The 14,595-nt window shown below is 56.0% G+C and carries 12 protein-coding genes and 1 other annotated feature; of the genes, 8 read left to right on the top strand and 4 right to left on the bottom strand.

The features are described 5' to 3' along the window. Positions 1-22 precede the first annotated feature (22 nt). The 4 genes from HMPREF0721_RS05530 to HMPREF0721_RS05515 all read left to right on the top strand — a co-directional run bounded on the left by HMPREF0721_RS05530 (position 23) and on the right by HMPREF0721_RS05515 (position 6,378). The gene (locus HMPREF0721_RS05530) at positions 23-721 is read left to right on the top strand and encodes an ABC transporter ATP-binding protein (protein WP_006598631.1); all 699 of its coding nucleotides are present in this window, start codon (positions 23-25) and stop codon (positions 719-721) included. Positions 722-739: 18 nt separating this feature from the next. Beyond that, positions 740-2,986, top strand: coding sequence for an ABC transporter permease (locus tag HMPREF0721_RS05525; RefSeq protein WP_006598630.1), 2,247 nt, complete (start codon positions 740-742; stop codon positions 2,984-2,986). A 60-nt stretch (positions 2,987-3,046) separates the two neighbouring features. Further along, positions 3,047-4,558 carry an AMP-binding protein gene (locus HMPREF0721_RS05520; protein ID WP_040639940.1) on the top strand — a complete coding sequence of 504 codons (1,512 nt, stop codon included), beginning with the start codon at positions 3,047-3,049 and terminating at the stop codon, positions 4,556-4,558. A gap of 310 nt (positions 4,559-4,868) precedes the next feature. Further along, positions 4,869-5,093 (top strand) — a binding site (T-box leader). Between the two features lie 49 nt (positions 5,094-5,142). Then, a complete protein-coding gene (locus HMPREF0721_RS05515) occupies positions 5,143-6,378 on the top strand; it encodes a phenylacetate--CoA ligase family protein (protein ID WP_040640308.1) in 1,236 nt (411 codons plus the stop codon). Between the two features lie 123 nt (positions 6,379-6,501). On the opposite strand, the gene msrB is transcribed toward HMPREF0721_RS05515, so the two are convergent. After that, on the bottom strand, positions 6,502-7,446 hold the full coding sequence (gene msrB, locus HMPREF0721_RS05510) for a peptide-methionine (R)-S-oxide reductase MsrB (protein WP_006598625.1): 945 nt from the start codon (positions 7,444-7,446) through the stop codon (positions 6,502-6,504). 47 nt (positions 7,447-7,493) lie between these two features. Next, a complete protein-coding gene (locus tag HMPREF0721_RS05505; protein WP_006598624.1) occupies positions 7,494-8,510 on the bottom strand; it encodes a zinc dependent phospholipase C family protein in 1,017 nt (338 codons plus the stop codon). A 172-nt stretch (positions 8,511-8,682) separates the two neighbouring features. Between HMPREF0721_RS05505 and HMPREF0721_RS05500 the strand changes: the two genes are divergently transcribed. From HMPREF0721_RS05500 to HMPREF0721_RS05490, 3 genes are read left to right on the top strand one after another with little or no spacing between them, the layout of a single operon-like run. Then, positions 8,683-10,086: an AMMECR1 domain-containing protein gene (locus tag HMPREF0721_RS05500; protein ID WP_006598623.1), complete on the top strand. Its 1,404-nt coding sequence runs from the start codon at positions 8,683-8,685 to the stop codon at positions 10,084-10,086. 1 nt (position 10,087) lies between these two features. Further along, positions 10,088-10,603: a pyridoxamine 5'-phosphate oxidase family protein gene (locus tag HMPREF0721_RS05495; protein WP_006598622.1), complete on the top strand. Its 516-nt coding sequence runs from the start codon at positions 10,088-10,090 to the stop codon at positions 10,601-10,603. Then, positions 10,600-11,055: an acyl-CoA thioesterase gene (locus HMPREF0721_RS05490; RefSeq protein ID WP_006598621.1), complete on the top strand. Its 456-nt coding sequence runs from the start codon at positions 10,600-10,602 to the stop codon at positions 11,053-11,055. The genes HMPREF0721_RS05495 and HMPREF0721_RS05490 overlap by 4 nt, the downstream gene beginning before the upstream one ends. On the opposite strand, the gene HMPREF0721_RS05485 is transcribed toward HMPREF0721_RS05490, so the two are convergent. Both HMPREF0721_RS05485 and HMPREF0721_RS05480 read right to left on the bottom strand, forming a co-directional pair. Next, the gene (locus HMPREF0721_RS05485) at positions 11,009-11,656 is read right to left on the bottom strand and encodes a hypothetical protein (protein WP_006598620.1); all 648 of its coding nucleotides are present in this window, start codon (positions 11,654-11,656) and stop codon (positions 11,009-11,011) included. The two genes, HMPREF0721_RS05490 and HMPREF0721_RS05485, sit on opposite strands and share 47 nt — an antisense overlap. 53 nt (positions 11,657-11,709) lie before the next feature. Continuing rightward, positions 11,710-12,627 (bottom strand): DMT family transporter, encoded by a 918-nt coding sequence (locus HMPREF0721_RS05480; RefSeq protein WP_006598619.1) that lies wholly within the window; start codon positions 12,625-12,627, stop codon positions 11,710-11,712. A gap of 426 nt (positions 12,628-13,053) precedes the next feature. On the opposite strand from HMPREF0721_RS05480, the gene rny reads away from it, so the two are divergent. Further along, positions 13,054-14,586 carry a ribonuclease Y gene (gene rny / locus HMPREF0721_RS05475; protein ID WP_006598617.1) on the top strand — a complete coding sequence of 511 codons (1,533 nt, stop codon included), beginning with the start codon at positions 13,054-13,056 and terminating at the stop codon, positions 14,584-14,586. Positions 14,587-14,595: the final 9 nt, after the last annotated feature.

Here is a 14,595-nt window from a genome sequence, read left to right as displayed (position 1 = left end):
GCAATAACAAGGGAGCAATACGATGTTTTTAGAATTAAAAGATGTCTGTAAATTTTATGGCGACAAGAAAAACAGAACGCAGGTTTTAAAAAATGTATCTTTAAAAGTTGAAAAGGGCGCGATCTGCGGCATTGTCGGTCCAAGCGGATCCGGCAAGTCAACCCTGCTCAACCTGATTGGCGGTATCGAGCGGGCCGACAGCGGCAGTCTGATGATCGAAAATGAAGATATTGCCGGATTTTCTGACAAAAGGCTCGCTCGCTACCGAAGGGATAAACTGGGATTTATTTTCCAATACTATAATCTGGTCTCCAATTTGACGATTCGTGAAAATATCGCGGTTTGCAAATATCTTTCAAAAGAACCGCTAAGCACCGAGAAGTTAATGGTCCAGCTTGGCATTGCCGAACATCAGAAAAAATTTCCGCATCAGGTTTCAGGCGGGCAGCAGCAGCGCTGTGCCATCGCGCGGGCACTGATCAAAAACCCCGGCCTTCTGCTGTGTGACGAGCCGACGGGTGCTTTGGATTATCATAATTCAAAAGAACTGCTGGAACTGTTGGAACAGATCAATCAAACATATGGGACGACGATCTTGCTTGTCACCCACAATCTTGCCTTTAAGCGGATGTGCAGCCAGGTGATTGAACTGCGCGACGGCGCGGTCGAAGCGGATTATACGGTTGACAACCGGCTGCCGGCAAAAGCCGTCGAATGGTAATCGGGAAGGATCATCAGCATGAAAATAATGAATCGACGCATTATCAGAGAATTTAGAACCAACTGGCTGCGATATACAGCGCTCTTATTGCTCATCGTCTTTGGCTTTGCCTTTGTCGTGGGCGCCAGCGCATCCAACGAGTGCATTGTTAGAACGATAGAAGATCATTTTAAAACGTCGAAGCTGGAAGACGGTTCGTTCTCCACTTTATCCCCGCTTGGCAAAGCCGATATGGCCGAAATTAGAAAAGACGGGGTGACCATCGAAAAAATGGCTTATTCGGATGTCAAGGTCAGCCGTCATCGTCAATTAAGGGTGTTTCGTGTCCGAAAGCATATCGACCGGCTGACGCTCGACGCCGGAAGCTTGCCGGCGACATCGGATGAACTTGTCCTCGAACAGCATTATGCCAAGCAGAACGGTTATCAAGTTGGCGACAAACTAACCCTGGCGGGGAAAAGTTACACGATTTCCGGGATTGGCAGCGTGCCGGATTATACTTACGTCAAGAAAAATGTTTCGGATATCGGTGCGGATCATCAGAAATTCAGCGTTGCCTTTTTAAATGATGCAGCTTTCGATTATTTCAGTCATCATCTTGACGAGGACTGCTCACCGCCGGTTTATTGTTACGGTTTTAGGTTAAACGGCGCGAAGACGCAGCGCGATTTTAAGGATCGGCTGAATGCGCTCGGGGTGACGTTGACGGCGTATACGCAAAGATCCGACAACAGCAGGATCAACGCTTACCGGGAAGACTGCGGCGTGATGAGTAAAGCGTCGCTTGTCTGCGGGGCTTTGTTCACGATTCTTTTGGCCTATGTGCTGGCAACTTTTACAGCCCATACGATCGACAAAGAGAAAAAGGTCATCGGGACTTTTTACGCGTCGGGATTTTCTGTCGGCGAGCTTCGCAGGCATTATATCATCCTGCCGCTTGTGATCACGGCGATCGGTAGTGTTTTAAGCATCCTGATCGGATATGCGGTTTTTTTTGATTTGCTTTCGGCGGATTCGATTGCGCTGTATTCCATGCCGGGCATCAAAGTCGGCTATCCGCTTTATGTCATGCTTTATGCTTTATTGATTCCGCTGACCATCACCTTTGTTGTTAACTTTATCGTTATCACGAGACGGCTGAAAGCATCGCCGAATGTCCTGCTGTCAGCCGGGCCGAACGAAAAAGGACATGATTATCCTCTGAACGTGGAAAAGCTGGGCGATATCAATACCTTCCGGATCCGGCATTTTCTTAAGGAGCGGTCGATGAATTTGATTATGTTTTTTGGCATTCTTCTGGCCGTATCGTTTCTTGTCATAGGATTTACACTGAATGACAGCTTTCAGCATTACATTGATCACGTGGCCGATCAGATGCCGTATAACAATACGTACCTCGTCACCGCTCTTCCGGATGATTTGCCCAAAGACACCCAGCGCATGGTTTCCAAAACCCTGAAATACAGCGCGGGTGAGACCCCCGCGTTATCCGTTGTCGTTTCGGGTGTGGACAGGGACAATCATCCGTATTATGATTTCTTTCCGAAAACGGCGAAGGATGAGCTTGTTTTGTCACCGGGTGCTGCCGATAAATTCCATCTGCAGCGGGGGGATAAAATAACGCTGACCGATTCGTTGAGCGGGAAGCGCTATCCATTTAAAATCATCGATATTGCCGGCGACAAGAGCGCGCTTACGGCCTATATGGATCGAACGGCCATGGTGAAACGCTTTAACCTCGATGCGGATGCTTACAATACAATCCTTTCAAAACAGAAGCTTGCGATTCCGGAAAACCGCCTGCTCAATACCATCACAAAGGATGATGTCATTGGCGCCGCCCAAGCACAGCTTGATAATACTGCGACGATAATCGGAATTATCAATTTTGTCGCAATGCTGATCTTTGTGATCGTGGTCTACCTCGTTCTCAAGATGATGATCGACCGCTCGTCCATGGATATATCTTTACTGAAGATTTTTGGCTACAACAAACATGAGATTCGTCAGATCTATTTTGGCAGTGCCGCGGCAACCGTGATCGTATCCCTGATTTTGTCACTTTGGATCGGCACGTTTGTGGTCAAGCGGATCTTCCCGTTTCTGGTTTCCGGCGTCGACGTTCATATTCCGGAATATCTCGCCCTGTCGACACAGATTGAGATCCTTCTGTTCATGCTTGTAATTTTTGGGGTCATTCAGCTTTGCCTGCGCAGAAGAGTGAACCGGATTCCGATGGCGGATATCATTCGCGATCGCGACTGACCAGATAAAATTGCATCGCTGATTGCAGGCGGCGTTTTTGCCGCACATAAGGAAAGAATGATGAGTGAAAAAATCAAAATAGTCGGCGAATTGGCAAAGTTCGCCACAGAGCAATCGAAAGTCTGCGGACAGGAACATGAAATCGTAGAACTGCGCTCAGGCCGGTGTATGCGGCACACGTCAGCCGAGTTTACACAGCTGGTACAGAAAAATGCCGCGCGGATCGCCGCCTGCGGCAACGGACATCATATTGCCCTCGTTGGAGAAAAAACCTTTGGCTGGTGCGTTGCCTATCTCGCGGCAGCCATGACAAAGAATGTGACCGTGTTGACAGATCCTGCTCTGCCCGCATCGTATCTTCAAAAGCTTTTTCGCAAAGCGGATGTCGATGCGGTTATTTATGACAGCACAGCAATTGAAAAAATCCAGACGATGGCGGAGCAGGGATATGCGTTTAAATTCAAGATGGGCATGGCGGATTTTGAAAAGGGCAGCCCGATCGCTGATGGATGCGATGCCGATATTTTTGAGAAGCCGGTAGAGGCGGATGTGTGCAGTATTTTTTTTACATCCGGCACCTCCGGCGAACCCAAAGCGGTCATGCTTACACATCGCAACTTGATTTCAAACACCGCCATCATCGGCGAAGATTGTCAGTTTCGATGGTATAATGCGACGATGTTCTCCATGCTGCCTTTTTATCACGCGTATGGATGTGTCGTGGAACTTCTGATCCCGTTATATCTGCACTGCAACCTGTATTTGAATGATACGATCACCCATTTGACAGAGCATCTGGCCCTTGTGCACCCCACCCACATTGCCTGCGTGCCGATTATCGTTAAAATGCTGCGGCTTTGGATCGCCAGTACGGCCAGAAAAAAGAACATTTCTGAAAAAGAAGCCATGCAATTGGTTACAGGCGGAAATCTTAGACAGATTATCTGTGGCGGGGCTCATCTGCCGCCCGATTATATCGATATATTTTCAGAAATGGGTGTGACGGTTCGAGTGGGTTATGGCATGACGGAGTGCGCGCCGCAAATTGCCACCAACGCGATTGCAGATGTTAAGAAGTATTCGGTCGGGAAAATCATCCGCGGTGAACAGATTCGCATTGAAAACAACGAAATCTGGATTAAAGGGCCAAACGTCATGAAAGGGTATTATAAGGACGACAAAGCCAATGCAGAGGCTTTTTCGCCTGACGGATGGTTTAAAACCGGCGATCTTGGATATGTGGATTCAGACGGGTTTTTATATCTGACGGGGAGAAAAAAGAACCTGATCATTATGGATAACGGCGTTAATATTTCGCCGGAACATTATGAAAACAGCCTGATGGCATGCGACGCGGTTGAGGAAGTCATTGTGTTCAGCCAGAACAATCAACTGACCGCTGAGATTTATCCGGCGCCGGTATTTGACAGTGCCACTGCTTTAGCCATGATTGAAAAATGTATTCGCGAACTGAATTTGACGCTTCCGCCCAGCCGTCTGCTTTGCCGGCATATTATCAGAAAGACGCCTTTTCCCAAAACGGCGACCAACAAAATCTTGAGGGACAGATAAAATGAAGGCGCCTCGGACTTTAGTATGGGTTCTTTGCACGGACGCATTTTCTGACGATGCGTTATTTTTAAACGGCATGCGGGCTTTGCCGAATTTCGGATTATGGGCAGCGCGCAAAGGACAGATTCGCAATTCAAAAATCAGGCGGATAAAAAACGCGGCCTTTGCGCAGGGTTGTCGATAAAGCATTGCTTCGATGTGACGGATACGGATGATGCATCTTTAAAAAATCGCCGACGGCCAGTTCATAGCGCGCAGATTTTTTTCGCTGCTTGACTTTCGCGGTCAAGCGTGATAGGCTGAGTCCAAATCAAAAGTGATGATCAGGAAGAGTAGTCCGCGAAGGGGTGCCTCAGCGAGCCGGGATAGGTGAAAGCCGGCGCAGGCCCCGCGGGCGAATGGCCCTGAGAACGCGGCCCGAATCCGGCATGCCGGCAGTAGGCGCCGCCGGCAATGCCCGTTACCACGCAAAAGCGAGGGAACGCGTGCGCGTTAATTTGGGTGGTACCGCAGAAGTCAGGCTTTTGTCCCATGGACAGGGCCTGTTTTTTGATGGACGAAAAAGCGAAGCAAAGGAGATTTTGATGAGAGCAAAACCGGTACGGCAATTGATCGATTGCGTGCAGCGGGTGGCCGAGTGCAGCCCCTTTTATCAGAAAATATTTGAAGAACACGGCGTTGCGGCCGAAGACGTGAAAACCATGGCCGATTTTGAAGCCCTGCCCTTCAGCGAGAAGGACGACCTGCGCCGGGTTTATCCTTTGGGCCTTCAGGCGGTGCCCGACGAGCGGGTGGTGCGCATTCATTCATCCTCGGGGACGACGGGCGATCCGGTGATCATTCCCTACACGGCGAAGGACGTGGCCGACTGGGCGACGATGTTCGCCCGTTGCTACCAGATGATGGGCATGACGGCGAGGGACCGCATCCAGATCACCCCGGGCTACGGCCTGTGGACGGCGGGTATCGGTTTTCAGGCCGGAGCCGAAAAATTCGGCGCCATGGTGGTGCCCATGGGACCGGGCAATACCGAAAAACAGCTCAAGATGATGGTGGATCTGCAGACGACGGTGCTGGCGAGCACCTCGTCCTACGCGCTGCTTTTGGGCGAGGAAATCGGCCGGCGCGGCCTGCGGGACAAGATCGCGCTGAAGAAGGGCATCATCGGCAGCGAGCGCTGGGGCGACAAGATGCGCAGCCGCATCAAAGCGGATCTGGGCATCGAGATTTACGATGTGTACGGTTTGACGGAGGTCTATGGCCCGGGCATCGCCATCGACTGCGATCACCATGTGGGCCTGCACTATTGGGACGACTTCATCTATATGGAAATTATCGATCCGGAGACGCTGAAGCCCGTGCCTGACGGGGAATACGGCGAGGTGGTGATCACCACGATGCACAAGGAGGGCGCGCCGCTGCTGCGCTACCGCACCCACGACATCAGCCGGCTGATTCCCGGGCCCTGCCCCTGCGGTTCGCCCTTCCCGCGGCACGACCGGATCCTCGGGCGCACCGACGATATGTTCAAGGTGAAGGCGGTGAACATGTATCCCCGGCAGGTGGAGGATTTGCTGAGGACCGTGCCCGGGGTGAGTTCGGAATATCAGGTGCGCATTACGAACGAGGCCGGCCACGACACGGTGTATCTGCGCTTTGAGGTGGAGGACGGCGCGAGCCTTTCCGCGGCGGAAGCTGCCGTGGCGGGAAAGTTTCGCGCAATGATCGGCATCTCGGTGAAGCCCCAAGCCGGGTATATCGGTTCGCTGCCCCGCTCCACCAAAAAGACGGCCCGGGTCATCGACGAGCGTAATGAATAAGAATGAGGTGGCAACAGACGCAAAAATCCCCGCAGGGTTTTATCCCCTGCGGAGGATTTTTTTGTTGGATAGACCGCGGTGTGAAAGCATCGGCCATTTTGCGAATGGCGGGACGATGGCGGTCTATGCCTTTTCAAACCATTTTTTGTAGGCAGCGTAGCCCTCGGCGTCCAGCGCATCATAGGGAACGAAACGCAGGGCGGCGGCGTTGATACAGTAGCGCAGCCCGCCCCTTTCGGCCGGCCCGTCGCTAAATACATGGCCCAGGTGGGAATCGGCGCCGCGGCTGCGCACTTCGGTGCGCACCAGGCCGTGGCTGGTGTCCGCTCGTTCGGTGACGGCGTCCTGGGCGATGGGGCGGCTGAAGGCCGGCCAGCCGCAGCCGGCATCGTATTTATCCAGCGAGGTGAACAGGGGTTCGCCGCTCACCACATCCACATAAAGCCCCGGCTCAAAAAAATCGTCGTAGGCGCCGGTAAAGGGCCGTTCGGTGGCGGCGTTTTGGGTGACGTCAAAGGCCAGGTCGCCGATGCGCGCCCGCAGGGCGGCCTCGCTTTCATCCTGTTTTTTGTTCTGTTTTTCTTTGCCGAGGCGAAACAGCGCGCGGGGGATATGGCAGTAGCCCTTCGGGTTTTTCTCCAGGTAATTTTGATGGGCGGCCTCGGCGGGAAAGAAATTGGTCAGGGGGCGCACCTCCACGGCCAGCGGCGCGCCGGCCTTTTGCGCCTCGCGGGCCAGCACGGCCCGAATCTCGGGCAGCTGCGCAGGGTCGGCGGTGTAGATGCCGGTGCGGTACTGCACGCCGACGTCGGCCCCCTGCCGGTTCACGGCCAGCGGATCGATGATTTTAAAATAGTCGGTCAGCAGGGCGGTCAGGCTGATCTTTTGCGGATCATAGCTGACGCGCACCGTTTCGGCGTGGCCGCTTCCCGCACAAACATCCTGATAGCTGGGGGCAGCGTTCGGGCCGTTGGCGTAGCCCGCTTCGGTGGCGATCACCCCGTCAAACTGATCGAAGAACTTCTGGACACCCCAGAAACAGCCGCCGGCAAAATAAATTTGTTGCATGATTTGCCTCCGTTAAATCGAAACGCGGCGCATCGGGATTCGACAGTTTAAAACCCGTTCAGCAGATGCGCGTGCTTCAGGAAAATAATATCGAAATACTGCATGGTCTGATCCATATCGAGGTCGAGACCGGTGAGGTAGGACGCGTTGCCGTAAAGTTTGTGGATGGCCTCGGTGGTGACGGGCGCGTCTCCGGCGGCGATGGCCTCCAGATTTTCGAAGCGGGCGACGGCGCGTTTTTTGGCGCTGTGCATCAAATCGACGTAGCTTTCGCTGCGGACCTCCCCGGTAACCGGATGGCGCCAGGGATTATGGGCGAGGTTGAGCACCAGCGGTTCGTTGGTGTACTGGGGATAAAGCGCGCGGGAAAGCGCCAGATCCTCGCGGACAAGGTGTTCGATGGGGCGCAGGCATTTTTTCTTGCGGTCATTCGGGTCCGCGAGGAGGGATGCAACGGCGCACGCGCCGCGAACGGCCAGCGCCACATCGCCGGGATGGAGCGGGACGCCGAAGGTTTCGCGCATGATTCGGATGATAAGGGGCTCGAGCACGGCCAGCGCTTCCCGGGTCGCGGCAAAGCATTTTTTAAAGTCGCAGTCGACGGCGAGCATCTGGTATTCGTTTTGCAGATAGGCGGTGTCGAGAAGCACCTCAAAATATTTGTGCAGATAGGCGAAGATGCGCGTGGCTTTGTCGTGCTGATACTGGCCGGTGTGGTAATAAATAAAGGGATGAGCCTGGCTGTCGAGGCAGTGATGCACGGTGAAGCCGGCGAGATACGCCGCGGCGATTTCCCGGGCGTGGCCGGCCAGCGCCCGGCAGGCACGCCAGCCGGCGGTAAAGAACGCGTCGACGGCGTTGCCGTGAATCAGGCTGCCGTATTTGATGTGAAAATTGTGGCGCCCCGGCACGGGCAGCAGATCATAAAAGAAAAAGTCCGGCCCCTGGGCGCCGAGGTTATAGGCATCCGGATGGGCGGCGATCGCGGCCTTGAGCGCTGAGGTGTCGGGCAGGGCGGCTTTGGCGTCCTGGGCACAAAAATAATGAGAGAGCATTTCAGACATGGGAAACTCCTTTCGGGGTGCGCGCGGCCATCGTTTTAAAATGGGCGCATCTTGTGTATAATAAGCGTGAAGGGCGGATGAAAGAACAAAATTCACAGAATTTGTTTATTCGTTCATAATCAGTGTAGCATAAAAAAGCGAATGCTTGCATAAAAATCGACAGGAGAATGCGATGTATTTAAAGGGTGTGGGGCTGGCGGCCGCCGACGGCGGCGAAGTCGGTCAACAGGGACTCAAAGCTTTGGCGCGGCAGATTGCGCGGATTCGGCCGAAGACCATCGCGTGCCTTTCGGCGGGGGGCGCCGGCGGCGCGCTGACGATCTATTACCGCCCGAAGCTGACGGCAGCGGATGCGGCAGGGCCGGCCAGGCAGGGCGATCTCGCATTGATGGATGCCTGGCGGGACCGCCTGAGCGAATTGGCCTGCGAGCCGCTGTATTTAAACGACACGGCGGTGAAGCGCTGGCAGCTTGACCCGGCGCTGCCCGGGTCGATGGCGGCGGTGCTCGCGGCGGTCGACCGGGTTTATCCGGATTATCGTCTGGCGGCGGCGGAAGTGGGGGACGCGGGCCTTTACACCCAATATCAGGTGGGGCGCGCCCTGCGCCAGGCCGTCGAGACGACGGCGCGGGACACGGTGATTTTGGTGTGCACCCCGCTGCAGCTCGGAGACGATCGCGGCGGTCTGGCGCTGGCCGGACAATTGACCGATGCGGTGGCGGCGCAGGATTTTTACGCCTTGCTGGGGCAGCCGCGCCGGGCCTATGAGCACAAGGTCTCCGGGCTTACGGCCTGGGTGGCGGCCCTGGGCGCGCTGGACGGCATTTGCACCAAAACCGCGGTCTTCTCCCGGGAAACGGCCAGCGGCCGGGTGCAGTTCGGCGGCTGGATCGATTACGATTTAAGCGCGGCAGACCCGACCTATGAAAGTTTGTTGCGCCGCTATGAACAGGCGACGGCCGAGCGGCATCGGCGGCTGCTTCAAACGGGGGATCCCTTTGTGTCCCTGGCGATGGCGGCCATCGAGGCTTGGGTGCGAGAGGGAAGACAGTTGGATGCGCGGGCGTATCTGGATACGCTGGGGCCGGGCGGGGCCAAAGAGCGGCTGCTGACGGAGATGGCCGGTGTGATGGTTCACGTCGATAAGGACGGCGAGCTGCGCGGGGAAGCCGGTGCCCTGCGCCCCACCGTGCCCACCTTAGCGGAAGAGATCACGCGCCAGGCCATCGCGGCGGTACGTGAGGATCCGAGGTTTTTCCCGGTGGAAAGCCGGGAATTGCCGCAGCTCGCGGTGACAGTTAGCGTGTTGGGCGCGCCGGAAGATGTAGACGATCCCTCCGCGTTGGACCCGTCGCACGATGGGCTGGTGGCGGAAAAGGGACTGCGCCGGGGATGGGTGTTGCCGGGGATGGAAAACATCGCCACGGCGCCGGAGCAGGTGGCGGCCGTGAAAGCCCGGGCCGGCATTCCCGGGTACGAAGCGGATGACGAGCGTGCTGACGGCGGCGATAAATTGTTTTTGCAGCGTTTTACGGTGGAAACCCACCGATTCGAAGCATTTGAGGAAGAGGTGTGAGATGGATTTTGAAAGGGCAGCCCGTTTTTGGGATGAAAAAGCCGCGGCAGCGCCGCCGGAACAAAAAATGCCCCGAGCTGCGCTCGAAGCGAAATTGGATGCGTTTTTAGCGGCGCATCAAACGTTGGCACTGGCTACGGGAAGCGGCGATCGGCTTCGATGCACGCCGCTTGAATACCTTTGGCATGAAGGCAAAATTTATATTTTTACAGAAGGCGGTCACAAATTTGACGGCCTGGCGCATAATGCTAAGGTGGCGGCGGCGGTGTACGAGCCGGATGCCGGCATGAACAGGCTCGCCGGCGTGCAGATTGCGGGGACGGCATCGGTGATCGCCCCGAATACGGCGACCTATCAAGCGCTTTGTGCTGTGCGGGGCATCGATGAGGCGGCGCTTAAAGCATTGCCGACGCCCCTGTATCTGCTGGAGATCCGATTGGCGCAGGCCGAGCTGCTGTTCTCTGAATTTAAAAGGGCAGGCTACGACAGCCGTCAGCGTTTGGCGGTGAAATCATGAGGGTGGAACGCGAAATGAAGGCCTACCGCCGGCGGGTGCATTATTACGAAACGGACGGCATGGGCATCACCCACCACGCGAATGTTGTGCGCTGGCTGGAGGAAGCCCGCATCGATTGGCTGGCCCAGCTGGGCTGGCCCTATGACAGACTGACAGCAGCGGGGCTCGACGCGCCGGTGCTGGCGTTAAGCGGAGAATACAAAGAGAGCACGACGTTTCCCGACGAGGTGGCGATCACCGTGCGGCTGTCGCGGCTGAAGGGCCTGCGCTTTTGGCTGCGCTATGACGTGGTGAAGGCGGCCAATGGCCACCGGGTATTCGCCGGGGAGACAGAGCATTGTTTTGTGGACGCCGAGGGGCGGCCGGTGCGTCTCGACCGGGCGGCGCCGGATTTTTACGCCCTGCTTAAAAGCCTGTCTGAAGCGCCGAAAGGATCAGTGTCAGATCGTTGATGCCGAAAAGCAGCAGCGCCAGCGTGATGAGAAAAAACAAAAGCGCGCAAAGCGGCAGCCCCCGCAGCGCGACGCGGACATCCTGAGGGCTTAAATCCATGTGAAAGAAGACCGATACGGCAAAATAGCCCCAGAGCGCGCGCTGCCAAAGCGTCTGACACCAGGGGAGCAGCCGCGGCATCAAGAGAGTGAGCGTTAATGTGCCGCAAACCACCGGTGCAATGGCCGACAGGGTGAGCTGCAGCGATTGGCGAAGCGCGGCGCCCCGGGGCGTGAACTGCACAGAGCCCAGCGTGTCGCCGGCGGGGCGCAGGGTGATGCGTTCGACGCGGGCGCCGGCGATCCAGGCGAACAGGGCGTGGGCCAGCTCGTGGTGGACAACGCCTGGATAGGTGAGATAGTTGCGGACGGTAAAAGCCGGTGCGCGGCCGATGGCCAGACCGAGAAGCGCCGTGAGGCCGTCGGCGACGAGCCGGATCAGCAGCCCGAAGCCGACGAATCCCGCGAGAAAAACGATCGTGTTCACCGCGGCGACGGCAATTTGGTGATTTTGGGCGGTCAGGGCGGTATAATTTGCAACGCATTGGGATAACAAAGTCATAAGCAACCTCCATTCGGCGGCGTAACAAAAAAGGGGCCGAAGCCCCCAAGCGGTTACGCCGTTTTTTGCTGCGCTTTTTTTTGCGGCGCCAAATGGACGGCGACAAGCCATTTGGCGACTGCGGTGCCGATGATCAGCACGTAGCCAATGATGCTGTAAATATCGGAGACTTCCCCGAAAAAGAGAAATCCCCAAAGAGCGGCGAAAAGCACCTGCGCATAGTCAAAAACTGAGATTTCCCGGGCCGGCGCGTGGGTGTAGGCCGCGGTGACGGTCAGCTGACCGCCGGCCGCCGCGATCCCGCCGATCAGCAGAGTGCCCAGCTGACCCGGGGTCATGGGCACATAGTGAAAAATGATCGTCGGGGTGCATATCAGCACCGAAAAGGCCGAAAAGCAAAAGACGATCAGCGGGCCGCGCTCGCCGTGCATGCCGAGCTTGCGCACAAAGGTGTAGGCGGTGCCGGCGCCGAAGCCGCCGAAAAGTCCGATCAGGGCCGGCAGGCTCGCCAGACCCGCGGTGGGCTTGACCACGAAAAGCGCACCCGTAAAGGCGATGATCACCGAGAAGATCTCGATGCGGTTGGGCTTTTCGTTCAGGATGAGGGCCGAGGCGAGGATGGCGAAGAACGGCGCCATCTTGTTGAGCACGTTCGCATCGGCGAGGCCGAGCCGGTCGATGGCGTAGAAATTGGCGATCAGGCCGCAGGTGCCAAATAACGCGCGCATGAGCAGATCGGGGGCGCTGCCCTTTTGCATGTGAAATTTTTCCGGGGTGCGCAAAAGCATGATCGTGGCCACAAGCAGAGCGACGAAATTGCGGAAAAAGGCCTTTTGCATGGTGGGCAGATTGCCGGCGCGGCGGATAAAAAAGCTCATCAGTGAAAAGCAGAAAGCAGAAGCGACAATATAAATGATGCCGAGCGCGTGTTCATTTTGTCGGATGCGCGCGGTGAAGCGCTGAAACAACATGGTTAATCATCTTCTTTCGAAAGGGGTGTGAAATCACGAGGGGTCGTGGGCAGCGGCGCAGAGGCCGCCGGCTAAAACGCTGATTATTCTATCAGAAGCCCCGGCCGTTTGCAAGCGGCGCCGGGATGATTCAAGAAAAATGGCCGCAGGAAAAATGACCGTTTAAGAAAAGAGTTTTACCCGCCGCCGGCGCTCAGGGCGCGCGCCGAGTGCCGGCCGAATGCCAATGTGCCCGACGGCTCACCGGCCGAAAACCGCGGTGTGCCTGCGCGCAAAACATCGCGCAAAACATATGGAAAAGTTTTCGCCGGCGCCGCTGCTTTTATTGACCTTTGCAACATTTAAGGGTAAAATAAAACAGAAGTTGTGTAAAAAAATCAATGCATAAATCAACACAAAATTTAATACAGGAGGTGGCATCGACCAATGATCGTGAATATCATTTTGGCGGTCGGCATTGTGATTGCCCTGATCGCCGGTTATATGATTCGAAAAATGACGTCGGAGGCCAAGCTCGGCTCGGCAGAGGCTGAGGCCAAGCGCATTGTCGAAGACGCGGTTAGAGAAGGCGAAACCCAGAAAAAAGAAATGCTGTTCAATGCGAAAGAAGAAGTGATTCAGATCAAGGAAACCCACGAAGCGGAGAATCGCGAACGCCGCAGCGAGCTCCAGAAAATGGAAAATCGCCTGATGAAAAAAGAAGAAAACCTGGATCGGAAAAATGCCAGTTTAGACAAAAGCCGGGAAAAGCTCGACCGACGCGGCAAAGAGCTCGATCAGAAGCAGAAAAAGCTCGCCGGCATGATGGACGAAAAAATGGCGGAGCTCGAACGGGTGGCCGGCATGTCCCGGGACGAAGCCAGGGATGTGCTGATGGAAGAGGTCAGCCGGGAAGCCCGGGCCGACGCGGCGGTTCTTGCCAAGCGCATCGAGGACGAGGCCAAAGCCGACGCCAATAAAAGAGCCAACGAAATTGTCGCTCAGTCCATCCAGCGTTACGCGGCGGATCATGTGGCGGAATCGACGGTTTCCGTCGTCAATCTGCCCAGCGACGAAATGAAGGGGCGCATCATCGGCCGGGAGGGCCGCAACATCCGTGCCCTCGAAAAGATGACGGGGATCGATCTGATCATTGACGACACGCCGGAAGCGGTGGTGCTCTCCGGCTTCGATCCGATTCGCCGGGAAGTGGCCCGCATGGCGCTTGAACGGCTGATTGTCGACGGGCGCATCCACCCGGCCCGCATCGAAGAAGTCGTGAATAAATGCCGCAAGGAATTGGATGCCCAGATTAAAGAGGTGGGCGAACGGGCCTGCTTTGACACCGGGATTCACAACGTGCATCCGGAAATTGTCAGGCTGCTGGGCCGGCTTAAATTCCGAACCAGCTACGGCCAGAACGTGCTCAGGCATTCCGTCGAAGTGTCCTATCTCGCAGGCATGATGGCCGCAGAGCTCGACGCCAACGTGAAAATCGCCAAGCGCGCCGGCCTGCTTCACGACATCGGCAAATCCATCGACCACGAAGTCGAAGGCAATCACGTGGAAATCGGCGTGAACGTGCTGAAAAAGCATAAAGAAAGCAAGGCCGTGATTCACGCGGTGGAAGCGCACCACGGCGATGTGGAGGCACAGACCATCGAGGCCGTGCTGGTGCAGGCGGCCGACGCCATCTCGGCGGCAAGACCGGGCGCCCGCAGAGAAACCCTGGGCTCCTATGTGCAGCGGCTGCAGGACCTCGAAAAGATCGCGACTTCCTTTGAAGGCGTCGAGAAGTCCTTTGCCATTCAGGCCGGCCGCGAGGTGCGGGTCATGGTGAAGCCGGAAGATGTCAACGACGAGGGGATGAATCTTTTGGCCAAGGATATCGCCAAGAAGATCGAGTCTGAAATGGAATATCCCGGCAACGTCAAGGTCAACCTGATCCGGGAAATCCGCGCGGTGGATTACGCTAAATAAATTGCAACG

This window comes from Pseudoramibacter alactolyticus ATCC 23263, assembly GCF_000185505.1.
In the GTDB taxonomy this organism is placed as follows: domain Bacteria; phylum Bacillota; class Clostridia; order Eubacteriales; family Eubacteriaceae; genus Pseudoramibacter; species Pseudoramibacter alactolyticus.
This window is presented reverse-complemented; position numbering and strand designations above follow the sequence as displayed.